27 protein-coding genes are annotated in these 24,639 nt (G+C 70.8%); 13 read left to right on the top strand and 14 right to left on the bottom strand.

All coding sequences use genetic code 11. The features are described from left to right. Position 1: 1 nt before the first annotated feature. The 3 genes from ABZO31_RS22610 to ABZO31_RS22600 form a co-directional block, all read right to left on the bottom strand. Positions 2-1,369, bottom strand: coding sequence for a cellulase family glycosylhydrolase (locus ABZO31_RS22610; RefSeq protein ID WP_406863082.1), 1,368 nt, complete (start codon positions 1,367-1,369; stop codon positions 2-4). Between the two features lie 89 nt (positions 1,370-1,458). Beyond that, positions 1,459-2,424, bottom strand: a complete 966-nt coding sequence (locus ABZO31_RS22605; protein WP_406863081.1) for a zinc-binding dehydrogenase — start codon at positions 2,422-2,424, stop codon at positions 1,459-1,461. A 152-nt stretch (positions 2,425-2,576) separates the two neighbouring features. Further along, positions 2,577-3,794, bottom strand: a complete 1,218-nt coding sequence (locus ABZO31_RS22600) for an NAD(P)-dependent malic enzyme (RefSeq protein ID WP_406863080.1) — start codon at positions 3,792-3,794, stop codon at positions 2,577-2,579. A 534-nt stretch (positions 3,795-4,328) separates the two neighbouring features. Here ABZO31_RS22600 and ABZO31_RS22595 point away from each other — a divergent pair. From ABZO31_RS22595 to ABZO31_RS22585, 3 genes are read left to right on the top strand one after another with little or no spacing between them, the layout of a single operon-like run. Then, positions 4,329-5,303 carry an ABC transporter substrate-binding protein gene (locus tag ABZO31_RS22595; RefSeq protein ID WP_406863079.1) on the top strand — a complete coding sequence of 325 codons (975 nt, stop codon included), beginning with the start codon at positions 4,329-4,331 and terminating at the stop codon, positions 5,301-5,303. Between the two features lie 31 nt (positions 5,304-5,334). Then, positions 5,335-6,279, top strand: a complete 945-nt coding sequence (locus ABZO31_RS22590; RefSeq protein WP_406863078.1) for an amino acid ABC transporter permease — start codon at positions 5,335-5,337, stop codon at positions 6,277-6,279. Further along, entirely contained in the window at positions 6,276-7,037 is a 762-nt protein-coding gene (locus tag ABZO31_RS22585; protein ID WP_406863077.1) for an amino acid ABC transporter ATP-binding protein, read from the top strand. Before ABZO31_RS22590 ends, ABZO31_RS22585 begins: the two co-directional genes overlap by 4 nt. Before the next feature lie 57 nt (positions 7,038-7,094). Here the strand turns inward: ABZO31_RS22585 and ABZO31_RS22580 are convergent, their stop codons facing one another. Both ABZO31_RS22580 and ABZO31_RS22575 read right to left on the bottom strand, forming a co-directional pair. Beyond that, positions 7,095-7,442: a hypothetical protein gene (locus ABZO31_RS22580; RefSeq protein WP_406863076.1), complete on the bottom strand. Its 348-nt coding sequence runs from the start codon at positions 7,440-7,442 to the stop codon at positions 7,095-7,097. A 267-nt stretch (positions 7,443-7,709) separates the two neighbouring features. Beyond that, entirely contained in the window at positions 7,710-8,474 is a 765-nt protein-coding gene (locus ABZO31_RS22575) for a class I SAM-dependent methyltransferase (RefSeq protein ID WP_406863075.1), read from the bottom strand. 112 nt (positions 8,475-8,586) lie between these two features. Here ABZO31_RS22575 and ABZO31_RS22570 point away from each other — a divergent pair, with 112 nt between their 5' ends. Next, entirely contained in the window at positions 8,587-9,180 is a 594-nt protein-coding gene (locus ABZO31_RS22570) for a CGNR zinc finger domain-containing protein (RefSeq protein ID WP_406863074.1), read from the top strand. Between the two features lie 48 nt (positions 9,181-9,228). Here the strand turns inward: ABZO31_RS22570 and sodX are convergent, their stop codons facing one another. Continuing rightward, on the bottom strand, positions 9,229-9,633 hold the full coding sequence (gene sodX / locus ABZO31_RS22565; RefSeq protein ID WP_406863073.1) for a nickel-type superoxide dismutase maturation protease: 405 nt from the start codon (positions 9,631-9,633) through the stop codon (positions 9,229-9,231). A gap of 143 nt (positions 9,634-9,776) precedes the next feature. Between sodX and sodN the strand changes: the two genes are divergently transcribed. Beyond that, the gene (gene sodN / locus ABZO31_RS22560) at positions 9,777-10,172 is read left to right on the top strand and encodes a superoxide dismutase, Ni (RefSeq protein ID WP_406863072.1); all 396 of its coding nucleotides are present in this window, start codon (positions 9,777-9,779) and stop codon (positions 10,170-10,172) included. Between the two features lie 62 nt (positions 10,173-10,234). Here sodN and ABZO31_RS22555 read toward each other — a convergent pair whose 3' ends face one another. The 3 genes from ABZO31_RS22555 to ABZO31_RS22545 are packed head-to-tail and all read right to left on the bottom strand — an operon-like array spanning position 10,235 to position 11,577. Then, a complete protein-coding gene (locus ABZO31_RS22555) occupies positions 10,235-10,654 on the bottom strand; it encodes a DUF6304 family protein (RefSeq protein ID WP_406863071.1) in 420 nt (139 codons plus the stop codon). A 42-nt stretch (positions 10,655-10,696) separates the two neighbouring features. Beyond that, positions 10,697-10,966 carry a hypothetical protein gene (locus ABZO31_RS22550; RefSeq protein WP_406863070.1) on the bottom strand — a complete coding sequence of 90 codons (270 nt, stop codon included), beginning with the start codon at positions 10,964-10,966 and terminating at the stop codon, positions 10,697-10,699. Between the two features lie 26 nt (positions 10,967-10,992). After that, positions 10,993-11,577 (bottom strand): dihydrofolate reductase family protein, encoded by a 585-nt coding sequence (locus ABZO31_RS22545; protein WP_406863069.1) that lies wholly within the window; start codon positions 11,575-11,577, stop codon positions 10,993-10,995. A 133-nt stretch (positions 11,578-11,710) separates the two neighbouring features. Between ABZO31_RS22545 and ABZO31_RS22540 the strand changes: the two genes are divergently transcribed. Next, the gene (locus ABZO31_RS22540; RefSeq protein WP_406863068.1) at positions 11,711-12,286 is read left to right on the top strand and encodes a TetR/AcrR family transcriptional regulator; all 576 of its coding nucleotides are present in this window, start codon (positions 11,711-11,713) and stop codon (positions 12,284-12,286) included. A 45-nt stretch (positions 12,287-12,331) separates the two neighbouring features. On the opposite strand, the gene ABZO31_RS22535 is transcribed toward ABZO31_RS22540, so the two are convergent. Both ABZO31_RS22535 and ABZO31_RS22530 read right to left on the bottom strand, forming a co-directional pair. Beyond that, positions 12,332-13,387 carry a family 2 encapsulin nanocompartment cargo protein polyprenyl transferase gene (locus ABZO31_RS22535; RefSeq protein WP_406865436.1) on the bottom strand — a complete coding sequence of 352 codons (1,056 nt, stop codon included), beginning with the start codon at positions 13,385-13,387 and terminating at the stop codon, positions 12,332-12,334. A 112-nt stretch (positions 13,388-13,499) separates the two neighbouring features. Continuing rightward, entirely contained in the window at positions 13,500-14,924 is a 1,425-nt protein-coding gene (locus tag ABZO31_RS22530) for a family 2B encapsulin nanocompartment shell protein (protein ID WP_406863067.1), read from the bottom strand. A gap of 283 nt (positions 14,925-15,207) precedes the next feature. Here ABZO31_RS22530 and ABZO31_RS22525 point away from each other — a divergent pair, with 283 nt between their 5' ends. After that, a complete protein-coding gene (locus ABZO31_RS22525; protein ID WP_406863066.1) occupies positions 15,208-15,798 on the top strand; it encodes an N-acetylmuramoyl-L-alanine amidase in 591 nt (196 codons plus the stop codon). 47 nt (positions 15,799-15,845) lie between these two features. Then, entirely contained in the window at positions 15,846-16,781 is a 936-nt protein-coding gene (locus tag ABZO31_RS22520; protein WP_406863065.1) for a 1-aminocyclopropane-1-carboxylate deaminase/D-cysteine desulfhydrase, read from the top strand. 30 nt (positions 16,782-16,811) lie between these two features. Here ABZO31_RS22520 and ABZO31_RS22515 read toward each other — a convergent pair whose 3' ends face one another. Continuing rightward, positions 16,812-18,410 (bottom strand): Na+/H+ antiporter, encoded by a 1,599-nt coding sequence (locus ABZO31_RS22515; RefSeq protein ID WP_406863064.1) that lies wholly within the window; start codon positions 18,408-18,410, stop codon positions 16,812-16,814. Positions 18,411-18,454: 44 nt separating this feature from the next. On the opposite strand from ABZO31_RS22515, the gene ABZO31_RS22510 reads away from it, so the two are divergent. From ABZO31_RS22510 to ABZO31_RS22500, 3 genes are all read left to right on the top strand, one after another. Further along, positions 18,455-18,715 carry a UBP-type zinc finger domain-containing protein gene (locus tag ABZO31_RS22510; RefSeq protein ID WP_406863063.1) on the top strand — a complete coding sequence of 87 codons (261 nt, stop codon included), beginning with the start codon at positions 18,455-18,457 and terminating at the stop codon, positions 18,713-18,715. 259 nt (positions 18,716-18,974) lie between these two features. Further along, entirely contained in the window at positions 18,975-19,388 is a 414-nt protein-coding gene (locus ABZO31_RS22505) for an anti-sigma regulatory factor (RefSeq protein ID WP_015036094.1), read from the top strand. Then, positions 19,277-20,326: an RNA polymerase sigma factor SigF gene (locus ABZO31_RS22500; RefSeq protein ID WP_406865435.1), complete on the top strand. Its 1,050-nt coding sequence runs from the start codon at positions 19,277-19,279 to the stop codon at positions 20,324-20,326. The genes ABZO31_RS22505 and ABZO31_RS22500 overlap by 112 nt, the downstream gene beginning before the upstream one ends. 23 nt (positions 20,327-20,349) lie before the next feature. Here the strand turns inward: ABZO31_RS22500 and ABZO31_RS22495 are convergent, their stop codons facing one another. Continuing rightward, on the bottom strand, positions 20,350-20,772 hold the full coding sequence (locus ABZO31_RS22495; protein WP_406863062.1) for a hypothetical protein: 423 nt from the start codon (positions 20,770-20,772) through the stop codon (positions 20,350-20,352). A gap of 99 nt (positions 20,773-20,871) precedes the next feature. Between ABZO31_RS22495 and ABZO31_RS22490 the strand changes: the two genes are divergently transcribed. Then, positions 20,872-21,840 (top strand): diacylglycerol/lipid kinase family protein, encoded by a 969-nt coding sequence (locus ABZO31_RS22490; protein WP_406863061.1) that lies wholly within the window; start codon positions 20,872-20,874, stop codon positions 21,838-21,840. Positions 21,841-22,157: 317 nt separating this feature from the next. Beyond that, on the top strand, positions 22,158-22,415 hold the full coding sequence (locus ABZO31_RS22485) for a WhiB family transcriptional regulator (RefSeq protein WP_003953983.1): 258 nt from the start codon (positions 22,158-22,160) through the stop codon (positions 22,413-22,415). Between the two features lie 210 nt (positions 22,416-22,625). Here the strand turns inward: ABZO31_RS22485 and ABZO31_RS22480 are convergent, their stop codons facing one another. Beyond that, positions 22,626-24,092, bottom strand: coding sequence for a sensor histidine kinase (locus tag ABZO31_RS22480; protein WP_406865434.1), 1,467 nt, complete (start codon positions 24,090-24,092; stop codon positions 22,626-22,628). Between the last annotated feature and the right edge of the window lie 547 nt (positions 24,093-24,639).

The raw sequence follows: 24,639 nt of genomic DNA, 5'->3' as shown, positions 1-24,639 counted from the left end.
GTCAACCACGGTTGACAGTGACCGTGACCCGCGCCCCCGGCGCCGCGTACACCGAGACCCGCTGCCCCTTCCGGACGACCGCCGCCGCTCCCGTCGCCGCGACCTTCCACTCACCCCCCGGAAGCGCCAGCTCGGTGACGCGGGAGCCCCGACGACCCGCGGCCTCGTACTCCAGGCGGTAGACGCCGGCCGCCGCGTCGTACGCGGTGGAGCGCACCCGGCCCGCGACGGCCTCCGCGTACGGCTCGGCGGTCAGCTCCTTGTTGGTACGGAAGGCTCCGGCGGCGTCCACGGCGCAGTAGCCGCCGCCGTAGCACCATTCCCAGCCGGTCCAGCCGGAGCCGTAGCGGCCGAGCGAGGCCATGGCCTCGCGGTAGAAGCGGTTCATGTTCGGCAGGGAGTTGTTGAGCGGCCCCCACTCCCCCACGATCACGGGCACCTTGTACTCCTTGGGGTACACGGTGACCGCGGCCTCGTAGTTCTCGATCCAGCGGGCCGACGGGTCGTAGTCGCCGCCCGCCTCCATCGCGCCGTTGTAGAAGTGCGGGGCGTAGACCACCTTCGGGTCGTCGATCCTCCCCAGTCCCGTCGGCACTCCCTCGCCGACGATCGGGGTCGGCTCGACGAAGATCCAGGAGTCCCGGTCGACCTGGCGGATCGCGTCCGCGATCCGGTTGTACATCGGGGTGATCTGCTCCCGCTCGATGCGCCGCGCGGCCGTCGCCAGGTCCTCGCCCTCGCGCAGCTCGCCCATCGGCTCGTTGATCAGGTCGTAGCCGAGCACGGCCGGGTGGTCCTCGAAGCGGTCGGCGAGCACCCGCCACATGCGGGCCTGGGCGCGCCGCAGGTCCTCGTCCTCGTAAAGGTGGGTGAAGGCCCGCTGGACGGCGGGCTCGAAGTACTCGGAGAACCAGTCGTCGGGGTGCGGGGTGAAGGGCAGTCCGTCGGTCCTGGTGGCCCAGGCGGGGATGCCGCGGTGGTCGAAGGCGGGGCCGAAGACGTCCTGGTGGGCGTCGAGGACGACCTGGACATCATGCTTCGCGGCCCAGTCCAGGACGCGTTCGACCTTGCGGAGGTACGTCTGGCTGTACCTGCCGGGACGCGGCTCCAGGTCGTCCCAGAAGACCAGCACCCGGGCCGTGTTGTAGCCCTTGGCCCGCATGTCGCGGAAATGCTTCTCGGTGATCGAGGACAGGGCGGCGTCGCCGCTGTGCGCCTTGTCCCCGACGTTCCAGCCGCGCAGGGTGAGGACCCGGCCGCGATCGTCGGTGAGGGCGGGTATCGCGTCGCCGCCCGCCTCGGCCCCGGCGGCGGTCGGGGCGAGCAGCGAGGCGACGACGAGGGTCGCCGCGAGGGTGGTTCGCAACAAGGAGGACCTCCGGCACGACAAAGTGAGTGATGTTCACGTTCGCGTGCCGGAGATCCCATCAGGTCAACTGACCGGTATCAAGAGGTCGTTCACGAGGTCTTGAGGACGATCTTCCCGAAGAGCTCGCCGGAGGCCATCTTCTCGAAGCCCTCGCGTGCCCGGTCCAGCGGCAGCACCTCGTCGATCACCGGCCGCAGCCCGGTCTCCGCGCAGAACGACAGCAGGTCCTCCAGCTCGTCCTTGGAGCCCATCGTCGAACCCACGACCTTCAGCTCCAGGAAGAAGATCCGGGTCAGCTCCGCGTGCGAGGGCCGGTCGCCGCTGGTCGCGCCGGAGATCACCACCGTGCCGCCGGGCCGCAGCGACTTGACCGAGTGCGACCACGTGGCGGCGCCGACCGTCTCGATGACCGCGTCCACCCGCTTCGGCAGCCGCGCGCCCGGCTCGAACACCTCGGCCGCGCCCAGCTCCAGCGCCCGCTTGCGCTTCGCCTCGTCGCGGCTGGTGGCGTACACCCGCAGGCCGGCGGCCTTGCCGAGGGCGATCGCCGCGGTGGCGACGCCGCCGCCCGCGCCCTGGACCAGGATCGAATCGCCGGGCCGCACGCCCGCGTTGGTGAAGATCATCCGGTACGCGGTGAGCCACGCCGTCGGCAGACAGGCGGCCTCCTCGAAGGAGAGCTCCTTCGGCTTGGGCAGCACGTTCCAGCGCGGCACGGTCACCCGCTCGGCGAAGGTGCCCTGGTAATGCTCGGTGAGGATGGAGCGCGGCTCGTCCGGCCCGACGCCGTGGCCGGACTGGCCGATGACGGAGTGCAGGACGACCTCGTTGCCGTCCTCGTCGATGCCCGCGGCGTCGCAGCCGAGGATCATCGGAAGCTTCTCCTCCGGCAGGCCCACGCCGCGCAGCGACCACAGGTCGTGGTGGTTGAGCGAGGCGGCCTTGACGGTGACGGTGGTCCAGCCGGGACGCGCCTCGGGTTCCGGGCGTTCGCCCAGCTCAAGGCCGTTCAACGGCTGGTCGCGGTCGATTCGGGCGGCGTAGGCAGCGAACATGGCCCGAGCCTAGGGCGGCACGCGTACGGGACGGAACCGCGCACCGGTGTGACTCAGGCCCTATGGCGCCCTCGGGCACCCCAGGGCAGCCCGTACGCGCGAGGGGCCCCGACCTGGTGCAGGTCGGGGCCCCTCGCGCGTACTCGGCCGGGTCAGCGGCGGGCGACGCCCTCCGCGCGCGCGGCGGCCGCGACCGCGGCGGCGACGGCCGGGGCGACCCGCTCGTCGAACGGCGACGGGATCACGCAGTCGGCGGACAGCTCGTCGCCGACCACGTCCGCGATCGCGTTCGCCGCGGCGATCTTCATGCCCTCGGTGATCCGGGAGGCCCGGACCTGGAGGGCGCCCGCGAAGATGCCGGGGAAGGCGAGCACGTTGTTGATCTGGTTCGGGTAGTCCGAACGGCCGGTCGCGACGACCGCGGCGTACTTGTGCGCCACGTCCGGGTGGACCTCGGGGTTCGGGTTGGCCATGGCGAAGACGAAGGACTTCGGCGCCATGGACGCGACCGCGGCCTCGGGGACCGTACCGCCGGAGACGCCGATGAAGACGTCGGCGCCGGCCAGGGCGGTCTCCAGGGAGCCGGAGAGGCCCGCCTTGTTGGTGAGCCCGGCGATCTCGCGCTTGACGTCGGTGAGGTCCTCGCGGTCCGAGCTGACGACGCCCTTGCGGTCCGCGACGGCGACGTCGCCGATGCCGGCCTCGAGCAGGAACTTGGCGATGGCCACACCGGCCGCGCCGGCGCCGGAGATGACCGCGCGCAGATCGCCCAGGGTCCGGCCGGTCAGCTTCGCGGCGTTGCGGAGCGCGGCGAGGGTGACGATGGCGGTGCCGTGCTGGTCGTCGTGGAAGACGGGGATGTCGAGGCGCTCCTGGAGCTTGCGCTCGATCTCGAAGCACCGCGGCGCCGAGATGTCCTCCAGGTTCACCCCACCGAAGGACGGGGCGAGCCGGACGACGGTCTCCACGATCTCGTCGGTGTCGGTTGTCGCGAGCGCGATCGGCACGGCGTCGACGCCGCCGAACTGCTTGAACAGGATCGCCTTGCCCTCCATGACGGGGAGCGAGGCCTCCGGGCCGATGTCACCGAGTCCGAGGACCGCCGTGCCGTCCGTCACGACCGCCACGACCTGGGACTTCCAGGTGTAGTCGTTGACGAGCTCGGGCTGCTCGGCGATGGCGCTGCACACCTTGGCGACACCGGGTGTGTACGCGAGGGACAGGTCGTCCTTGTCGCGCAGGGGCACGGTGGCCTGGATGGCCATCTTGCCGCCGCGGTGCAGGGCGAAGGCCGGATCGAAGGGCTCCTCCTGAGTCCCTTCCGTGTCCGTGCCGCTCGCGCTGAGAGGGTTGACGATCTCCGCTGCCATTTGGGTTGACCCCTTAAGTCTTCTTCATTTGAGGGTGGCCACTCCCGGTTGAGGAGGGGTGGGCGGGTCCCGCGGCCGCCGTGTCTGGCAGCCGCGCGGGCGCGCCGCACAACGCGCCCTGAGCCCCGGATGAGGGGTGTAAGGATCCTTCTTACCGGACGAACAGCACCGCAGACGAGTCCATTCCGGCTCGGTGACGAGGCTCATAGACGCGCGACACGGTCACTCAGAGGGCCGACTGGTCACCGAATGTCCGGACAGATGCCTGAGCAAACCGAATTACGCACTTCGAGACGTCCGAATGACGAGATCAACCGGAGATTTTCCGGCCTGATGGAGCAATCCCCGCAGAAGGTTCGGCCTAGTCAGGTGGGGTGGGAGGGGTTCGGGGGTCACCCGTTATCCGATTTTGACATTTGTGCCCCCCTGAATCGGGCCGTCCGAATGGCAAGATGCGGTAATCACACGAGGTCGCGACACCCGAAGGTGCGTGCGCGGCCAAGGCAACTCCCGAAACGCCGGAGGAACCCGACCATGACCGCAAGCACCACGCGCAGCAGGACCGCCAAGACCCGCACCACCCGTCTTGCAGCGGTCGCCGCCGTCGCGGTCGCCGGCTCCATGCTGCTGACCGCCTGCGGCGACCAGACGGAGGGCGCGAACACGCCGGCGGAGGGCACGAAGTCTGCCGCGGGCTCCGCCGCCCCCCTGTTCTCCAAGCTGCCCGCCGACATCCAGAAGGCCGGCGTCATCAAGGTCGGCACGGACGCCACCTACGCCCCGATGGAGTTCAAGCAGGGCGAGAAGATCGTCGGCGTCGACCCGGACATCGCCGCGGCGCTCAGCAAGCAGCTCGGCGTGACGTTCCAGTTCGAGAGCGGAACGTTCAACACGCTCCTGACCTCGCTGCCGACCGGCCGTACCGACATCGTGATGTCCTCGATGACTGACACCAAGGCTCGCCAGGAAGGTCTGGACGAGAAGGGCCAGAAGACCGGCTCGGGTGTCGACTTCGTCGACTACTTCACCGCCTCCACCGGCATCCTGGTGAAGAAGGGCAACCCGGAGGGCATCAAGTCGCTCGACGACCTGTGCGGCAAGAAGCTGGCCGTCCAGCGCGGCACCACGTACGAGCAGGCCGCCAAGGACCAGGCCGAGAAGTGCAAGAAGGACGGCAAGCCCGCTCTCACCTTCGAGTCCTTCGACTCCGACGCGGAGGCGCAGACCCGCGTGAAGGCCGGCGGCGCCGTCGCCGACCTGAACGACTCCCCGGTCGCCGCGTACATCGCGCAGACGGCGGGCGGTGGCAACGACTTCGAGGCCATCGCCAACAAGTCGGACGCCGGCTTCTTCGGCATCGCGGTCGACAAGAAGAACACGCAGCTCCGCGACGCGCTGAAGGAAGCCCTGGACGCGATCATCAAGGACGGAACGTACAAGACTGCCCTGGACAAGTGGAACGCCGGTTCCGGCGCGATCCCCGCGGCCAAGATCAACGGCGGCTCCTGATCCCTCCCCGCGTCACTGAAGGGCAGTCGTTGTGACTGACAAGCTCGACAAAGTCCCCGGCGGGGCGTCGCCCGCGCCGTCGGGGCTCCCCCCGGAGGCCATCAAGGCCATTCCGGTCCGCCACTACGGTCGCTGGGTCGCCGGCGTCGTGGTGGTCGCCGTCCTCGGCCTGCTGGTGTACGCCTTCTCGCAGGGAAACGTCCGCTGGGCGACCGTTCCGGAGAAGCTGTTCGACCCCAGCATCCTGACGGGTCTGTGGCACACCATCCTGATCAGCGTCCTGTCGATGGCGCTCGGCCTGGTGCTCGGCGTGCTGTTCGCCGTCATGCGCCTGTCGAAGAACCCCGTGACCAGCACGGTCGCCTGGCTGTACATCTGGATCTTCCGCGGCACACCGGTCTACGTGCAGCTGCTGATCTGGTTCAACCTCGCCCTGATCTTCCCGATCTTCAACATCGGGTTCTACAAGGACGAGATGACGGACGTCATGACCCCGTTCCTGGCCGCCCTGCTGGGCCTCGGCCTGAACGAGGGCGCGTACATGGCGGAGATCGTCCGCGCCGGCATCCAGTCGGTCGACGAGGGCCAGACCGAGGCGTCGCACGCGCTCGGCATGACCCAGAGCCAGACCATGCGCCGGGTCGTGCTCCCCCAGTCGATGCGGGTGATCATCCCGCCGACGGGGAACGAGTTCATCAACATGCTGAAGACGTCGTCGCTGGTCGTCGCCGTCCAGTACCAGGATCTGCTCCGCAGCGCCCAGGACATCGCCTCGACCTCGTTCGCGGTGATGGAGATGTTCTTCGTCGCCTCGATCTGGTACCTGGCGCTCACCTCGGTGTTCAGCGTCGGCCAGTACTACCTGGAGCGGCGTTACGCGCGCGGCTCGCTGCGCTCCCTGCCGCCCACGCCGTGGCAGAAGGTGAAGGCGAACCTGCTGTCTCTGAGGTCCGAATCGCGCGGAGGTGCGGCATGACCCCCATGGTGAAGGCCGAGGGCGTCCACAAGTCCTACGGCCCCGCGCACATCCTCAAGGGCATCGACCTCGAGGTGAACAACGGCGAGGTGTTCTGCCTGATCGGCCCGTCCGGTTCCGGCAAGTCCACCTTCCTCCGGTGCATCAACCACCTGGAGAAGATCAACGCCGGCCGGCTCTACGTCGACGGCGAGCTGGTGGGCTACCGCCAGAAGGGCGACAAGCTCTACGAGCTGAAGGACAGCGAGGTCGCGGCGCAGCGCCGGGACATCGGCATGGTCTTCCAGCGCTTCAACCTGTTCCCGCACATGACGGCGCTCGAGAACGTCATGGAGGCGCCGGTCCAGGTCAAGGGCGAGTCGAAGTCCGTGGCCCGGGAGCGGGCCGCGGCGCTGCTCGACCGGGTGGGCCTGGGCGACAAGGCCGGGAACTACCCCACGCAGCTCTCCGGCGGCCAGCAGCAGCGTGTCGCCATCGCCCGCGCGCTGGCGATGGAGCCGAAGCTGATGCTGTTCGACGAGCCGACCTCGGCTCTCGACCCGGAGCTGGTCGGCGACGTCCTGGACGTCATGCGGGACCTGGCCGAGTCGGGCATGACGATGGTCGTCGTCACCCACGAGATGGGCTTCGCCCGCGAGGTCGGCGACTCGCTGGTCTTCATGGACGGCGGCGTGGTGGTCGAGTCCGGCCACCCGCGCGAGGTCCTGACGAACCCGCAGCACGACCGCACGAAGGCGTTCCTGTCGAAGGTGCTGTAGTCCTGTGAAACGGGGGTGCCCCCGAGCCAAACGGCTCGGGGGCACCCCCGTTTCCGGTTACCAGCCCCAGCGGGCCTTCCACTGCCCGTTTTCGTAGACGTCCCAGCCTCGATCGGTGGGCATCGTGTTGCGCGAGCAGAGCGTCTTACTGACTCCGCTCGTGACCACGGGGCCACGCGAGATCCCGCCGACACCGAACGCGGCCCGACAGTCCATGATCGCGCGCACCGGGCGGTTGCACCGATTGCGTGCAACCGTGACCTGGAACTCCCGCTCACCGATACGCTTGGCGTAGACGTCCATGGCACACGGCGGGTCCGCTGCGGCTGGGGCCGCCGACAAGGGCACGATGGAGGCGGCGGCCAGCACGGCAGGTGCAAGGACTCCGAACAGCTTCTTACGCAATGCGATTCCCCTCTTGAACATGGCGGCGTGCCGGACTGGTCAGGTGCGGCGCTGCAATCCGCCAAGAAAGCGAACGCATGTTTCGTTCGCCACTCGGAGGTTACGAGTGGCCGCGTGGGCGATCAAGAGGCCTGTGGCGACCACCACTTGAGGCGGAATCCACTCAACTCGCCGTACCTGAGCTGATACAGGGGAGAGACGAGCGGCGGGTGAAGAACACCAGGCCATCACCACCCTCGCCGGCAAGACCCGCTTGCGCGGTTGCCCCTACCTCACCGCAAGCACGAGCGTGTCCGAGGGCGAGCACCACACCGGGCGGGCCTCGGCGAAGCCGGCGGTGCGCAGGGTGTCGGCGTGCCAGCGGGCGGAGGGCATGTCGCCGTCGGCGTGCTCGCCGTAGATCTCGAAGCGGCGGGCGGTGGGCTCGGCGAGGACCGGGTCCTTCGCGGCGAGGGCCCACCAGTCGGCCCAGTCGAGGACCCCGGCGGCCTTCTCCTCGTCCATGCGGGCGTGCCGCTGCGCGCGCTCGGCGGCGTTGATGCGCGGGGTGGCCTCATCGATCATGTGGTCGGCGTTCATGAAGACGCCGCCTTCGCGGACGAGTCCGGCGAGCTGTCCGTACAGCGCGGTGAGGGGCTCCTCGTGGAGCCAGTGGAGGGCCGTGGCGGTGAGCACGGCGTCGTACGGGCCGGGCGGCAGGGCCGCGGTCCACTCCGGGTCCTTGAGGTCGGCGGTCACGAAGGTGACTCTCCTGTCCCCCGCGAAGGAGCCGCGGGCGATGGCGAGGAGCGCGGGGTCGAGGTCCACGCCGACGCTGGTCGCCCCCGGGAACCTCTTCAGGAGCCGGTTCGTGATACTTCCCGTACCGCACGCGAGGTCGAGGACCCGGGGCTCCGGCCCCACCACGGCCTCGACCATGTCCAGCATCACGCGGAACCGCTCCTCGCGGTCCGGCATGTACCACTCCTGCTGGCGGTCCCAGCTGTCCTGCCAGGCCTGCCAGTCGGTTCCGGTCACGGCTGCGTCGGTCATGACTTCTGCTCCCTAGAACCCGACGATACGACGATTTCGTAATACCCTCGAAGGGCAAGCGTCTCTTACCCCTCGCGTCACCGACCCTAGACCGTCGCAGTAAGGACTACAAGTGGAACTGGCCTATTACTCGGATTACGCCGTGCGTCTGGTCAACACCGAGGAGCCGGCCCGCAACAAGGACTCCCTGACCACGGTGGAAGCGGTCCGCGAACTCTTCGGCCCGGCCACGCAGATGGCCCGCCGGGCGACCGACGCGGACGTCACGCGCTTCCGCTCGATCCGCTCCCGGCTGCGCGCGGTGTTCGCGGCCGCGGACGAGGGCGACCAGACGACGGCGGTGGACCTGCTGAACTCACTGCTCCTGGAGTTCCCGGTCAGCCCGCAGATCTCCGGGCACGACCACCTCGACGAGGAGGGCCGGCCGCGGTGGCACATGCACCTTGCGGACCACCCTTCGAACGCGACTGCGGGCTACGCGGCCATCGCGGCGATGGGACTCGCCTTCCACCTGACGGAGTTCGGCGCGGACCGCCTGGGCCTGTGCCAGGCCCCGCCGTGCCGCAACGCGTACCTCGACACGTCCACCAACCGCTCCCGCCGCTACTGCTCCGACCGCTGCGCGACGCGCGCCAACGTGGCCGCGTACCGCGCACGGAAGCGCCAGGAGGCGCAGGAGGCGACACAGGGCGCACAGAAGGCGTAGGGAGCCCTCTGGGGCCTCTGGGCTCCCACGAGCCGCCCGAGAAGCCCGTCAGGCGGGCGAGCGGCGCGAGAGCACGGGCCTTACGGCCGAGAAGAGCCACGCCAGCAGCACCCCGGCCGACCGCCGGCGCCCGGGCGTGACGGGCCGGTACCGGAGCCGTACGCGCCCGAGCACCAGCTCCGCCGGCACGACGCCGAACACCCGGCTGTCCCCCTCGGCGCCGGGGTTGTCGCCGAGCACCCACCAGCCGCCGCCGCGTCGCTCGACCAGCCGCTTGACGATGAGCAGATCCTGCCGCAGCGGATGCCGCATCACGGCCACGTCACCGGCCTTCAACCGACCCGCGTAATGGACCAGCAGCTGGTCCCCGTGCAGCAGCGTGGGCACCATCGAAGGCCCCGTCACCTCGGCGAACCCGAACGGCTGCGACGCTTCCCGCCCCGGACCCGTCATCCGGCACCTCCCTGGTCCGATCGTCCGCGAGTCCCATCCTGACCCTGGACTTTTGTCCTAAGCACCCGGGCCCCCTCGCGAAAAGAACCTTCTCACCGAGTAATCTCCCACTTGAGAAGACGATCACGAGGAAGGACAGCTGCATGCTTTCCCGCCTGTTCGCCCCCAAGGTGAAGGTCAGCGCCCACTGCGACCTGCCCTGCGGCGTGTACGACCCGGCCCAGGCCCGCATCGAGGCGGAGTCGGTCAAGGCCGTGCAGGAGAAGTACCAGGCCAACGAGGACGCGGACTTCCGCACCCGCGCCCTGATCATCAAGGAGCAGCGCGCGGAGCTCGCCAAGCACCACGTGTCGGTGCTCTGGAGCGACTACTTCAAGCCCCCGCACTTCGAGAAGTACCCCCAGCTCCACCAGCTGGTCAACGACACCCTGAAGGCCCTCTCGGCCGCCAAGGCGTCCAACGACCCGAAGACCGGCGAGAAGGCCCTCGAGCTCATCGCCGAGATCGACCGCATCTTCTGGGAGACGAAGAAGGCCTGACCTTCCTCACCACCCGACGAACGGCCCGCCCGGATGCCCCCGGACGGGCCGTTTCGTTCTGCTTACGCGGAGACCGTCGCCCTGCCCGCGAATTCCGTGCCGGGCGGGAGTTGGGCGTGGACGCGGTTCAGGGCTTCGGTGAAGTCGGGGCCGGCCAGGCCGGATTCGAAGGCGGCGCCGGCGTAGTGGAGGGTGAGGTTGAGGTCGGTTCGCTCACCCAGGGTCAGGAGGCAGCTCAGGGTGGCCTGTTTGGTGGCGCCCTCGCTGACCACCGGGAGCGGCAGGTCCCACTCCAGTACGCAGCCGGTCAGCGTCTCCCCGGCGCCGTCGTCCGCGCGCAGCGAGTCGAAGCTCGCGCCCGTGTACTCGATTCCCCTGATACGGGTGGCCAGTTGGCCCCCGCCGGCCGTGATGACGATCGCTTCCGCTCCGCCGCGGTCCCGGTACCAGCCGGTCCATACTTCCGTCGACTCCGATGACATGCGCGGACTGTAGCGGGATCTTGGGTTCCGCGGTGCGGCCGGTCACCCCGCGGCCGGACTTCTCCCGGTCTCGTCCGTTGTGCCTGGTGAGGAGTCCTGCTCCGCGGCGGGCGCCGCCTCGCCCAGATGGCCCTCCTGGCGCCGGCCGAAGAGTTCGCACTCCGGGTTGTGGCACGGCAGCGCCACCCAGACCGGGACCCAGGCACCCATGATCTTGTGCCGCTCCACGCCGGTCCCGACGGCCTTGCCGCAGGCGGGGCAGACCGTCTCGGACTCGGGGCCGGGGAGCGTACGACGTCCTTCGCTGGCCATACCTCAAGGGTAGGCGGGGGCCGGGGTCACCGCTTCCTGGTGTACGTGCGGACGACCACGCCGTTCCCGAAGGTGCGGACGTCGTCCAGGACGAAGTCGCGCGGCTCGAAGGCGGCGTCGCCGAACATCGGCATGCCCGAGCCGTAGATCTGCGGGTACGACTTGATCACCAGCTCGTCGACCTCCTCGATCAGGGCGCCGGCCACCGTGGCACCGCCGCAGAGCCAGATGTCCTTGTCGCCGTCCTCGGCCTTCAGGGCGCGGACGCGGCCGACCAGGTCCTCCGCGATCAGTTCCACGTCCGGGCTCGGCGACTCCCTCAGCGAGCGGGTCGCCACGTACTGGCGCAGGTGCGCGTACGGGCTGGTGTTGCCCTCGTCGAGGGCGAGCCGGTACGAGGCCAGGCCCTGGATCACCGTGTCGAAGCGCTTGTTGGGCGCGTCGATGCCGAGGTGGTTCCGTGCCAGGGTCGGCACCGTCTCCGGGTATTCGGCGTTCATGAACGCCAGGTACTCCTCGTCGATGAACGCCATCATCGACGTGGCGTCGCCCTTCGGGTCGCCGATGAAGCCGTCGAGCGAGCAGGCGACGTAGTAGGTGAGCTTGCGCAAACCGGGTCCTCTTTCGGTTCGGGATTCTTTCCGGGAGCGGCCGCTTCCCCGCGACCACGACGGCTATAGTGCTTCATGTGTAGTGGTTGCGCAAGGGATATTGTCCGAGAAGAAGTGGAACCAGGAGGTCCGGGTGGCTAGGAATCCCGCACGTCGAGCCGCACTGCTGGACGCGGCGATCGAGGTACTGGCGGACGAAGGGGCCCGCGGGCTGACCTTCCGGGCGGTCGACGCCCGGGCGGCCGTGCCCACGGGCACGGCGTCCAACTACTTCACCGACCGCGACCAGTTGCTCTCCCAGGTCGCGGAGCGCATCTTCGTGCGGCTCACCCCGGAGGCGGGCTCGGTCGACACCGCGATGGCACCCGAGCCCTCACGCGAACTGGTCGTCGAGCTGATGCAGTGGATGGCCCGGCGGCTGACGGCTCAGCGCTCCTGCTACCTCGGGCTGTTCGAGCTGCGCCTGGAGGCCACCCGGCGTCCCGATCTGCGCGCGCGGCTCACCGAGGTACTGAAGTCCGACCTCGATGCCAACATCCGGCTGCACCTCACCGCGCACATGCCCGGCGACGCCGACACGGTCCGGCTGCTCTACTTCGCCCTCACCGGTCTGCTCATGGACCATCTCACCGTGCCGGGGATGCACGACGAGCGGGCGCTGGACTCGATCATCGAGATGGTCGTCCGGCGCGTCGTGCCCGAGCGGTAAGCGCCAGTCGTGCCCGAGCGGTAGCCGTACCCCAGCGCCTGCGGCTCAGCGGCTTCTTCTCGTCACGAACTCCGCCAGCGCCAGCAGGTCCCCCGCCGCCTCCAGGTCCGGCACCGCCAGGGACAGCTCATGCACCGCGCGGGCCATCCGGTCGGCCGCCTCGGTCTGCGCCCAGTCGCGGGCGCCGGCCCGCTCCACCGCGTCCGCCGCCGCCCGCACGCCGGCCTCGTCCAGGGCCGGCTCCGCGTACAGGCCGGCCAGCTCCGCCCCGGCGACCGTGCCCGAGGTGAGCGCGGCGACCACCGGCAGCGACTTCTTGTGGGCGACCAGATCCGCGCCGGCGGGCTTGCCAGTGCGGTCGGGGTCGCCCCAGATGCCGATCAGGTCGTCGATCAACTGAAAGGCGAGCCCGGCCTCCCGCCCGAACGCGTCCAGCGCCGCGACCTCGCGCTCCCCCGCCCCCGCGTACAGCGCCCCGAGCGCGCAGGAACAGCCGAGCAGCGCGCCGGTCTTGGCCGTGGCCATCGCCAGGCACTCGTCGAGGGTCACCTCCTGCGGCGGGCGCTGCTCGAAGGCGCAGTCCGCCTGCTGCCCGGCGCACAGTTCGATGACGCATGCGGCGAGCCGGGCCGAGGCCGCGGCGGAGGCCGGATGGCCGTCCTCGGCGAGCAGCCGCAGCGCGAGCGCGAGCATGGCGTCGCCGGTCATCAGCGCGTCGGGAACGCCGAACACGTTCCAGGCGGTGGGTCGGTGACGGCGCGTCGGGTCCTCGTCGACGATGTCGTCGTGGAGCAGCGTGAAGTTGTGCGCCAGCTCGACGGCGGTCGCCGCGCGCACCGCCGGGGCCGGGTCGCCGCCGAGGGCCCGCGCCGCGGCCAGCACCAGGGCGGGGCGGATGGCCTTGCCGGCCTGCCCGGTGGCGGGCGTGCCGTCGGCCTCCTCCCAGCCGAAGTGGTACATCGCGACCCTCCGTATGGAGCCGGGCAGGGTCTCGACGGTGGAGCGGAGCCGCGGGTCGACGACGGCCCGCGTCCGGTCCAGCAGCGCCACGGCCCCCTGACCGCCGGTCGTGGCACCGGCACGAGCATGGGCATGGGTCATGGTCACGGTCACTCCTCTGCGACGGTCCGTACGGGGCGGCGGTACGGGGGTAGGGCGGTACGGGGCGGTGCGGCCGGCGGGGGCCCCGGAACCCCCGCCGCCCGTCACGGCCTCAGCGCCAGCGGCTGACCTCGACGTTCTCGAGCACGCCGAGCGCGTCCGGGACGAGGACGGCGGCCGAGTAGTAGGCCGTGACCAGGTACGAGATGATCGCCTGCTCGTCGATGCCCATGAAGCGGACCGAGAGGCTCGGCTCGATCTCGTCCGGCAGGCCGGTCTGGTGCAGGCCGATGACGCCCTGGTCCGCCTCGCCGGTACGCATGCAGATGATCGACGTCGTACGGGCGTCGGAGACCGGGATCTTGTTGCACGGGAAGATCGGCACCCCGCGCCAGGTCGTGATCCGGTCACCGTCGACCTCGACGGACTCGAGCGCCAGGCCGCGCCGGCTGCACTCGCGGCCGAAGGCGGCGATGGCACGCGGGTGGGCCAGGAACAGCTTGGAGCCGCGGCGGCGGGACAGCAGCTCGTCCATGTCGTCGGGGCTGGGGACGCCGTCGTGCGGCTGGAGCCGCTGCCCGTAGTCGCAGTTGGCGAGGAGGCCGAACTCCCGGTTGTTGACGAGCTCGTGCTCCTGGCGCTCGCGCAGCGCCTCGACCGTGAGCCGCAACTGCTGCTCGGTCTGGTTCATCGGCTGGTTGTAGAGGTCGGCGACCCGGGAGTGCACCTTGAGGACGGTCTGGGCGACGCTCAGCTCGTACTGGCGGGGCGAGGCGTCGTAGTCGACGTACGTGTGCGGGACGACGGCCTCGCCGACGTGGCCGGCGGAGAGGTCGATGGCGGCCTCGCCGTACGTGTTGGTGCGCTGCTCCGGCAGGGCGGCGACGACGGCGAGGTGGGCGCGGAGCGAGACGGCCCGCTCCGCCAGGTTGCGCACGTCGTCGCGGGTGAGCTCCAGGACGGTGCAGGCGGTGGACGCGCGGGCGGTCCACTCCCAGATGGCGTCGGGGTCGGTGAGCGAGGCGTCGCCGAAGTACGCGCCGTCGGCGAGGACGCCGAGCACCGCCTCGTCGCCGTACGGGCCCTCGCCGACCTGCTCGACCTTGCCGTGCGCGAGCAGGAAGACCCGGTCTGTGGCCGCGCCGGAGACGGCGATGATCTCGCCGGCCGCGAACTCGCGCTGCCGGCAGCGGGCCGCCAGCTCCGTGAGTGCCTCCTCGTCCTCGTAGCCGCGCAGCGCGGGAAGCTCCCCGAGCTCGGCCGGGATGACCGCGACCCGCGCGCCGGTCTGGACGAAGGTGACCCGGCCGTCGCCGACGGAGTAGCTGAGCCTCCGGTTCACCCGGTAGGTGCCGCCCTGCACCTGCACCCAGGGCAGCTTCCGCAGCAGCCACCGGCTGGTGATCTCCTGCATCTGCGGGGCCGACTTGGTGGTGGTCGCCAGGTTCCGCGCGGCGGCGGTACCGAGACTCTGCTGCGGGGACGCCTGTTCCCCGCGGACCTCGTCGCCGACCGAACCAACCGAACCAACCGACATGGGACTTCCTCTCGATCACGTGGACCTGCGTGCGGAAGCCTTTCAGCACGCTGAGTGAGCGAGCCATTACACGAATGAGTGGGCATGATCCCCGCGCCACGGGGGCATGCCATCAGGTTTCCACCCGGCCGGCCCAGCGAGCCGCCGCCGACCGGTCCCACGGGTGTCCGGATCGGCTCGCACACCGGCTCGCACACGGATCGAACGACTCAGGGCGCGGCGTCGTACTCCGATACATCCGGTAGGAGCACTTCCGGTATGACGAGACGAAGAGGAGGCGGTCATGGCGACACCCATGTCCGCGAGCAGGTTTCTCTCCGCGCTCCGCGCAGAGGGCCTGACGGTCGTCCAGGTCGGCGACTGGCGCACCCACAACCGCAACCACAAGGGCCCTTGGGGGCCGGTGCACGGCGTGATGATCCACCACACGGCCACCCGGGGCACCGCGGCCACCGTACGGCTCTGCCGCGACGGCCACAGCGCGCTGCCGGGACCGCTGTGCCATGGCGTGATCGCCAAGGACGGCAAGGTCCACCTCGTCGGCTACGGCCGCGCCAACCACGCGGGCGCCGGGGACGACGACGTGCTGCGAGCAGTGATCGCCGAGCAGCGGCTGCCGCCCGACAACGAGGCCACGACGGACGGCAACCGGCACTTCTACGGCTTCGAGTGCGAGAACCTCGGCGACGGCAAGGACCCGTGGCCCAAGGTCCAGCTGGAGGCCATCGAGAAGGCCGCCGCGGCCGTCTGCCGGGTCCACGGCTGGACCCACCGCTCGGTGATCGGCCACCTGGAGTGGCAGCCGGGCAAGGTGGACCCGCGCGGCTTCACCATGGCGTCGATGCGGTCGCGGATCGCGGACCGCCTGCGGTAGCCCGGCCCGCGCGGCGGGGCGGACGGCCGTCCCGCCACAATGAGCGGGTGACCGTCTCCCGCCTGCGACCCCGCCTCCCTTCCCCGCTGGAGGCGGTCGTGGACGAGCGCTTCGAGCGGCACGGCGTACGGCTGCTGCTGAAGCGGGACGACCTGATCCACCCGGACCTGCCGGGCAACAAGTGGCGCAAGCTGGCGCTCAACCTGGAGGCCGCCGCCGGGCGGCCGGTGCTCACGTTCGGCGGGGCGTACTCGAACCACCTGCGCGCGACCGCCGCCGCCGGCCGGCTGCTCGGCTTCGCCACGACCGGCGTGGTCCGCGGCGACGAACTGGCGGAACGGCCGCTCAACCCGTCGCTGGCCCGCTGCGCGGCCGACGGGATGCGGCTGGTGTTCGTGGCCCGGAGCACGTACCGCGCCAAGGACGACCCGGCGGTCCTGGCGGAGCTGCTGCGGGACGCGCCGCCGGGGACGTACGTGGTCCCCGAGGGCGGCAGCAACGCGCTCGCCGTACGGGGCTGCCTGGAGCTGGGCCGGGAGCTTGCCGAGGCGCCCGTCGACGTGGCCGCGGTGGCCTGCGGGACCGGTGGCACCCTGGCCGGCCTGGCGGCCGGGCTCGGCACGGAGCAGCGCGCGCTCGGCGTCCCCGTCCTCAGGGGCGGCTTCCTGGGTGCGGCGGTGGAGGAGCTGCAGGAGGCGGCCCTCGGCGGGCGCAGGGGCGCGTGGAGCCTGGACGAGCGGTTCCACTTCGGCGGCTACGCGCGGACGGACCCGGCGCTCGACGCGTTCGCACGGGACTTCGAAGCGCGGCACGGGCTCGTCGTCGAGCGTCTGTATGTCGCCAAAATGTTGTACGGCCTCCTGGCGCTCGCCGAGGAGGGCGCGTTCCCGTCCGGGACCCGGCTGGCCGCCGTGATCACCGGTTCGGGGGATGGCTCGAACGTCCGCGCACTCACCGGCGAGGGTGATCGTCGCGGCGAGTGACCGCCACCGAGGCTGCTCGCCGCCGGTCGATCAGTCCGCCGTCTCCTCCCGGTAGGCCGCCGCCTCCTCCAGGTCCAGCCGGCGCAGCAGCGTGCGCATCATCTCGTCGTCGATCCGGCGCGTGTCCCGCAGTTGCACGAAGACCTCCCGCTCGGCCTCGATGACCTCGCGGGACAGCCGCCGGTAGGTGTCGTCCACGGTCTCGCCGGTGACCGGGTTGGCCTGGCCGAGCCGCTCCCACACCGCGTTCCGGCGCCGCTCCACGACGGTCCTGAGCCGGTCGGCGAGCGGCTGCGGCAGCGCGTTGCGCTCGTCGGCGAGCAGCGCCTCCAGACGTTCCTCGGCGGCCCGGGACGCCTCGCTCTGCGCCTGCGCCTCGGCCAGCGTCTCCGCCCGCACGTCGCGGGCGGGCAGCTTCACGGCCCGGATCAGCGGCGGCAGCGTGAGCCCCTGCACCACGAGGGTGCCGATGACGGTGGTGAAGGTCAGGAAGAGGACGAGGTTGCGGGCCGGGAAGGGCTCGCCGTCGGTCATCACCGGGATGGAGAACGCGATCGCCAGCGAGACCACCCCGCGCATCCCGGCCCATCCGACGATCACCGGCGCGGTCCAGTTCACCCCGGGCTCCCGCTCCCGGATCCGCGGCGAGATCCAGCGCGGCAGATAGGTCGCCGGGAAGACCCAGACGAACCGCACCGCCACGACGGCGAGGAAGACCCCGAGCGCGTACCAGGCGGCCTCGCCGATCCCGTACGGGCCGAGCTCCTGGACGACGTACGGCAGCTGGAGGCCGATCAGCGCGAAGACGGTGGACTCCAGGATGAACGCGACCATCTTCCACACCGCCTCCTCCTGGAGCCGGGTCGCGAAGTCCACCTGCCAGGCCCGGTGCCCGAGGTACAGGGCGACCACGACGACGGCGAGGACGCCGGAGGCGTGGACCTCCTCGGCGGCCGCGTAGGCGACGAAGGGGATCAGCAGGGACATGGTGTTCTGCAGCAGTGGGTCGTTCAGCTTGCAGCGCAGCCAGTGGATCGGCGCCATCAGGACCAGTCCGACGCCCACGCCGCCGACGGCGGCCAGCGCGAACTCGCCGAGCCCGCCGGCCCAGCTCACGCCCTCGCCGACGGCGGCCGCCAGGGCGACCTTGTAGGCGGTGATCGCGGTGGCGTCGTTCACCAGGGACTCGCCCTGCAGGATCGTGGTGATCCGGTTGGGCAGCCCGAGCCGGCGGGCGATCGCGGTGGCGGCCACCGCGTCCGGCGGGGCGACGACCGCGCCGAGGACCAGCGCCGCGGTCAGCGGCAGCTCGGGGATCAGGACGTAGGCGAGCCAGCCGACGGCGAAGGTCGCGAAGAGCACGTAGCCGACCGACAGCAGCGCGATGGGCCGGATGTTCGCCCGCAGGTCGAGGTACGAGGAGTCCACCGCGGCGGTGTAGAGAAGCGGCGGCAGGATCAGCGGCAGCACGATGTGCGGGTCCAGGGCGTACTCCGGCACCCCGGGGATGTACGAGGCGACCAGCCCCGCCGCCACCAGGAGCAGCGGTGCGGCCACCGGCGTCCTGCGCGCCGCCCCCGCCACCACGGCGCTGACCGCCACCAGTCCCACCAGCTCCAGTGCGTCCATCTCTCCCGTCCCCGCAGTCCCACGTGCCACGTAACCTGGCCATCATGAGCGAGTGTCCGCACGTTGCCGAACTGCCGCGCCCCGAGCCGCCGCCCCTGAGCCCGACCTGTCCGGAGTGCCTGGCCACCGGGGCGCACCCGGTGCAGCTGCGGCTCTGCCTGCACTGCGGGCACGTGGGCTGCTGCGACTCGTCGGCGGGGCGGCACGCGACCGCGCACTTCACCGTCAGCGGGCACGCGGTGATGCGCACCTTCGAACCCGAGGAGAGCTGGCGGTGGTGCTTCGTGGACGGTTCGATCGTCTGAGGCCTGGGTACGTCACCCCGGTCAAAGGACTGCCGGTTCCTCGCAATTGGGCGCCGCCGACCTCTAGCCACTTTCCGTACTCGTGGACTTACCATGAGTGACACTCGGTGGGGAACGGCCGGACGGGGACCCACGGCGACACGGGACCACGGATCGCGATAGTTTCACGGCGGACCAGTGACCGACTGCGTACCGCCCGGTCCGGAGGAGCCCCGCTCCCCCGGGCCCCGAATGAGCTTGTGCCACCTTGGAGGTGAGGGTGTCCCAGATCGCAGGCGAGCCCGGGACCCAGGACTTCGTGGAAGTCCGGCTGCCCGCTGCGGGCGCCTATCTGTCCGTGCTGCGTACGGCCACGGCGGGTCTGGCCGCACGCTTGGACTTCACCCTCGACGAGATCGAGGACTTGCGCATCGCGGTCGACGAGGCCTGCGCGATCCTGCTCCAGCAGGCCGTGCCCGGCTCCGTCCTCAGCTGCGTGTTCCGTCTCGTCGACGACTCGCTCGACGTGACGGTCTCGGCCCCGACGACCGACGGCCGCGCCCCGGAGCGGGACACCTTCGCCTGGACGGTGCTCTCCGCGCTGGCCGGCAAGGTCGAGTCCTCCGTCGCGGAGGACCGTACGGTCTCCATCAGCCTGTACAAACAGCGCGGCGCCGGACCAGGCCCGGCGTGAGCGACGAGCGCGCCACGGCGGGCATCCCTGGACAGCAAGCTACCGAGCAGGCGCAGGTTGGGGGTACCTCCCAGGCGGAGCCCTGGGGGAGGGCGGTCCATATGAGCGAGCACGAGCAGCAGGAACAGAAAGAACAGCAGGACCGGAACGAGGGCCCCGATCCGCAGGAGGCCCCCTCGACGGGGCAGGACCGGAGCGGCGCCCGGGCGATGTTCGTGGAGCTGCGCGGCCTGCCGGAGGGATCGGCGGAGAAGGCGGAGCTGCGCAACCAGCTGGTGCGGATGCACCTGCCGCTGGTGGAGCATCTGGCCCGCCGGTTCCGCAACCGCGGCGAGCCGCTCGACGACCTGACGCAGGTCGCCACGATCGGCCTGATCAAGTCGGTGGACCGGTTCGACCCGGACCGCGGTGTCGAGTTCTCGACGTACGCGACGCCCACGGTCGTCGGCGAGATCAAGCGGCACTTCCGCGACAAGGGCTGGGCGGTGCGGGTGCCGCGTCGGCTCCAGGAGCTGCGGCTCGCGCTGACCACCGCGACGGCGGAGCTGTCCCAGCGGCACGGCCGTTCCCCCACGGTGCACGAGCTGGCCGAGAAGCTGGGGATCTCGGAGGAGGAGGTCCTGGAGGGCCTGGAGTCCGCGAACGCGTACTCGACGCTCTCGCTGGACGTCCCGGACACCGACGACGAGTCGCCGGCGGTGGCGGACACGCTGGGCGCGGAGGACGAGGCGCTGGAGGGCGTCGAGTACCGCGAGTCCCTGAAGCCGCTGCTCGAGGACCTTCCGCCGCGTGAGAAGCGGATCCTGCTGCTGCGCTTCTTCGGGAACATGACCCAGTCGCAGATCGCGCAGGAGGTCGGCATCTCGCAGATGCACGTCTCCCGGCTGCTCGCCCGCACGCTGGCGCAGCTGCGGGAGAAGCTGCTCGTCGAGGAGTGACGCGGCCCTGAGCGAAGCCCGCGTTACGAGGCGTCCTGGCCCGGGCGCCGGATCCCGAGCGCCTGGGTCGTCGCCGGGCTGATCAGCAGCGTCAGTCCGGTGACGGCCAGCACGGCGAGGGCGATGCCGCCCGGGATGAGCACGCTGTCCGCCTGGAGCAGCTGCCAGGCCACCGGGAGCGCCAGGATCTGGGTGATGATCGCCGGCCCCCGGCTCCAGGAGCGGAGCAGCCACAGGCCGCGGGCGGCGGCGAGCGGGATGAGACCGAGGGCGATCAGCGTCGCCCCGCCGGTGACGGCCTGGGTGAGGCCGTCGGGCTTTCCGGTCAGGGCGGTCACCAGGAGGTAGAGGCCGCCGACCACGAGGGCGAGGGCCTCGATGCCGGCCACCGCGGCGGCGGCGGCGATGCGCCCGGGACGGGTGGGGGTCTGCTCCGTACTGCTCATGCAGGCAGGGTAGCCGGGGCCCGGAGGGGCCCGGTCGGCAGCGTCCCGGCCCGCGGACCGGACTGGGACGAGTACCGAACGGTAGGTACCCTGGCCGCCATGCGCGCACTTCTCGTGGTCAATCCGGCAGCCACCACCACCAGTGCGCGGACCCGTGACGTGCTGATCCGTGCGCTGGCCAGCGAGATGAAGCTGGAGGCGGTGACCACCGAGTACCGGGGGCACGCCCGCGACCTGGCCCGGCGGGCCGCCGAGGGCGGGGAGACCGAGCTGGTGGTCGCGCTGGGCGGCGACGGGACGGTCAACGAGGTGGTGAACGGGCTGCTGCACGGCGGCCCGGATCCGGACCGGCTGCCCGGCCTGGCGGTGGTCCCGGGCGGGTCGACGAACGTGTTCGCCCGCGCGCTCGGACTGCCGAACGACGCGGTCGAGGCGACCGGCGCCCTGCTCGACGCGGTGCGTGAGGAGCGGACACGCACGGTGAGCCTCGGTCTGGCGTCGGGGACGCCGGGCACGGAGGACGAAGCGGTGCCGGCCCGCTGGTTCACCTTCTGCGCCGGGTACGGCTTCGACGCCGGCGTGATCGGCCGGGTCGAACAGCAGCGCGAACGGGGCAGGCGTTCGACGCACGCCCTCTATCTGCGCCAGGCGTTCCGCCAGTTCCTGGAGGAGCCGCATCGCCGGCAGGGGACGATCACCCTGGAGCGGCCGGGTCAGGACCCCGTCGAGGACCTGGTCCTGTCCATAATCTGCAACACGTCCCCCTGGACCTACCTGGGCAATCGTCCGGTGTACGCGTCTCCGGGGGCGTCCTTCGAGACGGCCCTCGACGTGCTCGGACTGAGCCGTCTGTCGGCCCCCGCGATGGCCCGGTACGCCACTCAGCTGCTCACTTCGTCGCCGGAGCGCGGCCCACACGGCAGGCATGCACGGTCCCTGCACGATCTGACGGACTTCACCTTGCATTCGAAGGTGCCGCTCCCCCTTCAGATGGACGGAGACCACCTCGGCCTGCGTACGAGCGTGACGTTCACAGGCGTACGCCGTGCACTGCGTGTGATTGTGTGACCAGAAGGACCGAAAGTCCTTCCAGTCGAACGTTTAGGCTGCCATCCACCCCCTAGAAGTACGGCTGTGACCTAGCCGACACCGAGGAATCAAAAAAAACTTTCCGGAAGGGGTTGTATCCGCAGCCGAGGTTTGCGAATCTCTACATGGCGATCGGGACGGCCCGCAACACCGGCCTCCACTGAGAGCCAGAACCCCTCCTCATTCCAAGGACCACACCAGTTCAACTGGCAGTCGGCCCTTCCCTTGCGGGGGGATTCGTGAAAGCGTTCACATTCACAAGCAACCTGCACGTAATACCAAGAGAGGTAGCAGCCATGGACTGGCGTCACAACGCCGTTTGCCGCGAGGAAGACCCCGAGCTGTTCTTCCCCATCGGCAACACCGGTCCTGCGCTGCTGCAGATCGAGGAAGCCAAGGCCGTCTGCCGTCGCTGCCCCGTGATGGAGCAGTGCCTGCAGTGGGCGCTCGAGTCCGGCCAGGACTCCGGCGTCTGGGGTGGCCTCAGCGAGGACGAGCGCCGCGCGATGAAGCGCCGCGCCGCTCGCAACCGGGCGCGCAACGCGAGCGCCTGACGCCACCTGTGACACGAGTCTGAGGCGAGCGGCGCGTACACCGAGTACGCAATCACCGCCCTCGAGCCGCAGCGCGCAGCAGTAACCCACAGCATTCGAGCCCCGGACCGATCGATTCGGTCCGGGGCTCGCGGCTGTTCAGAGGCGGTTTCGGCTACGAGCCGTCACATCTGCCGCTGTCCCTGCCGCGGCCGTGACTCCTGCGGGCTGTCACTTCTGCGGCTGGACCGGGACGTCGAGGACGACGCGGGTGCCGCGGCCGGTGGCCGGCTGCATGTCGAACGTGCCGCCCAACTCCCCCTCCACCAGCGTCCGTACGATCTGCAGGCCGAGGTTGCCGGCGCGCTTCGGGTCGAAGCCCTCGGGCAGTCCGCGGCCGTCGTCGGTGACGGTGATCAGCAGCCGGGCGTCGGCGCGGGGCTCGCCGCGGACGGCGGTGACGTCGACCGTGCCGGTCTCGCCGGGGGCGAACGCGTGCTCCAGGGCGTTCTGCAGGACCTCGGTGAGCACCATGGACAGCGGGGTGGCGACCTCGGCGTCGAGGATGCCGAAGCGGCCGTTGCGCCGACAGGTCACCTTGCCCGGGGAGATCTCCGCCACCATCGCGATGACCCGGTCGGCGATCTCGTCGAACTCCACCCGCTCGTCCAGGTTCTGGGAGAGCGTCTCGTGCACGATCGCGATGGAGCCCACGCGGCGGACGGCCTCGTTCAGCGCCTCGCGGCCGCTGACCGACTCCATCCGGCGGGCCTGCAGGCGCAACAGGGCCGCGACGGTCTGGAGGTTGTTCTTCACCCGGTGGTGGATCTCCCGGATCGTGGCGTCCTTGGTGATCAACTCCCGCTCGCGGCGGCGCAGTTCGGTGACGTCGCGGAGGAGTACCAGGGAGCCGATGCGGGTGCCCTTGGGCTTCAGCGGGATGGCGCGGAACTGGATCACGCCGCCGTTGCCCTCGACCTCGGCCTCGCGGGGCGCGTAGCCGGAGGCCAGCTTGACCAGGGCCTCGTCGACCGGGCCGCGGGAGGGGGCGAGTTCGGCGGTGATCTGGCCGAGGTGCTGGCCGACGAGGTCGGCGGCGAGGCCGAGCCGGTGGTACGCGGAGAGCGCGTTGGGCGAGGCGTACTGGACGATGCCCTCGGCGTCGAGGCGGATCAGGCCGTCGCCGGCACGCGGGGCGGAGTCCATGTCGACCTGCTCGCCGGGGAACGGGAAGGAGCCGGCTGCGATCATCTGGGCCAGGTCGGAGGCGGACTGGAGGTAGGTCAGCTCCAGGCGCGAAGGGGTCCGCACGGTGAGCAGGTTGGTGTTGCGGGCGATCACGCCGAGGACCCGGCCCTCGCGGCGCACGGGGATCGACTCGACCCGTACGGGGACCTCCTCGCGCCACTCCGGGTCGCCCTCGCGCACGATCCGGCCCTCGTCGAGGGCGGCGTCGAGCAGCGGGCGGCGGCCGCGCGGGACGAGGTGGCCGACCATGTCGTCCTGGTAGGAGGTGGGTCCGGTGTTCGGGCGCATCTGCGCGACGGAGACGTACCGGGTGCCGTCCAGGGTGGGCACCCACAGGACCAGGTCGGCGAAGGAGAGGTCGGAGAGCAGCTGCCACTCCGAGACCAGCAGGTGGAGCCACTCGAGGTCGGACTCGCTCAGAGCGGTGTGCTGGCGTACGAGGTCGTTCATGGAGGGCACGTGTGCGAGCGTACCCGTGGAATTCACGGCCGGTGAACCTGGATCTCAGGGGCGTGGTGTTGGAGGATGGACCGGGAACGGCCTGCTTCCGATGGATGGACACACAGATTGGTCTAGTCCACAATGGCAGGTGGATGACCTCCGCCCTCCCCGCACAGGAGGACGGACGAGGTACCCGGCGCTCTCTGCCCTGACTGCGCCGAGACCTCCCCCAACGGCCGCGGGGCCGCACACCCCCGGCCGGCGCAACTCCGGGCTGCGGTGCCGGACGGGCTGAGGGTCCCGTCGGGCGCCGCGGCCCGCGGGCGCCCCTCCCTTTTCGCCGCCCTCGCGGCGCTCGGCCCCAGAGGGCCTCACGAGCTTCGACCGGCCGGCCGCGCCCCGCGGATCTTCCGGGCCGCTTCCGCGCCGCGACTCCCCCCGCTCCCCCGCCCGCCCCGGGACCTCCCGGCCACCGGGCCGCCCGGTGGCCGGGGACGGGGTTCCGATCGACGATGAGAGGGGTTCCGCCCGCCCCCTGGAAGGGGCCTGAAACGAC

Source organism: Streptomyces solicamelliae, assembly GCF_045348655.1.
Classification (GTDB): domain Bacteria; phylum Actinomycetota; class Actinomycetes; order Streptomycetales; family Streptomycetaceae; genus Streptomyces; species Streptomyces solicamelliae.
This window is presented reverse-complemented; position numbering and strand designations above follow the sequence as displayed.

Excerpts from the sequence above, each read along its gene's own strand:
- ABZO31_RS22605 (WP_406863081.1), bottom strand. The coding sequence starts at position 2,424 with ATGTTCGCTGCCTACGCCGCCCGAATCGACCGCGACCAGCCGTTGAAC.
- ABZO31_RS22600 (WP_406863080.1), bottom strand. The coding sequence starts at position 3,794 with ATGGCAGCGGAGATCGTCAACCCTCTCAGCGCGAGCGGCACGGACACG.
- ABZO31_RS22595 (WP_406863079.1), top strand. The coding sequence starts at position 4,329 with ATGACCGCAAGCACCACGCGCAGCAGGACCGCCAAGACCCGCACCACC.
- ABZO31_RS22585 (WP_406863077.1), top strand. The coding sequence starts at position 6,276 with ATGACCCCCATGGTGAAGGCCGAGGGCGTCCACAAGTCCTACGGCCCC.
- ABZO31_RS22575 (WP_406863075.1), bottom strand. The coding sequence starts at position 8,474 with ATGACCGACGCAGCCGTGACCGGAACCGACTGGCAGGCCTGGCAGGAC.
- sodX (WP_406863073.1), bottom strand. The coding sequence starts at position 9,633 with ATGACGGGTCCGGGGCGGGAAGCGTCGCAGCCGTTCGGGTTCGCCGAG.
- sodN (WP_406863072.1), top strand. The coding sequence starts at position 9,777 with ATGCTTTCCCGCCTGTTCGCCCCCAAGGTGAAGGTCAGCGCCCACTGC.
- ABZO31_RS22555 (WP_406863071.1), bottom strand. The coding sequence starts at position 10,654 with ATGTCATCGGAGTCGACGGAAGTATGGACCGGCTGGTACCGGGACCGC.
- ABZO31_RS22550 (WP_406863070.1), bottom strand. The coding sequence starts at position 10,966 with ATGGCCAGCGAAGGACGTCGTACGCTCCCCGGCCCCGAGTCCGAGACG.
- ABZO31_RS22535 (WP_406865436.1), bottom strand. The coding sequence starts at position 13,387 with ATGACCCATGCCCATGCTCGTGCCGGTGCCACGACCGGCGGTCAGGGG.
- ABZO31_RS22530 (WP_406863067.1), bottom strand. The coding sequence starts at position 14,924 with ATGTCGGTTGGTTCGGTTGGTTCGGTCGGCGACGAGGTCCGCGGGGAA.
- ABZO31_RS22525 (WP_406863066.1), top strand. The coding sequence starts at position 15,208 with ATGGCGACACCCATGTCCGCGAGCAGGTTTCTCTCCGCGCTCCGCGCA.
- ABZO31_RS22515 (WP_406863064.1), bottom strand. The coding sequence starts at position 18,410 with ATGGACGCACTGGAGCTGGTGGGACTGGTGGCGGTCAGCGCCGTGGTG.
- ABZO31_RS22510 (WP_406863063.1), top strand. The coding sequence starts at position 18,455 with ATGAGCGAGTGTCCGCACGTTGCCGAACTGCCGCGCCCCGAGCCGCCG.
- ABZO31_RS22495 (WP_406863062.1), bottom strand. The coding sequence starts at position 20,772 with ATGAGCAGTACGGAGCAGACCCCCACCCGTCCCGGGCGCATCGCCGCC.
- ABZO31_RS22490 (WP_406863061.1), top strand. The coding sequence starts at position 20,872 with ATGCGCGCACTTCTCGTGGTCAATCCGGCAGCCACCACCACCAGTGCG.
- ABZO31_RS22485 (WP_003953983.1), top strand. The coding sequence starts at position 22,158 with ATGGACTGGCGTCACAACGCCGTTTGCCGCGAGGAAGACCCCGAGCTG.
- ABZO31_RS22480 (WP_406865434.1), bottom strand. The coding sequence starts at position 24,092 with ATGAACGACCTCGTACGCCAGCACACCGCTCTGAGCGAGTCCGACCTC.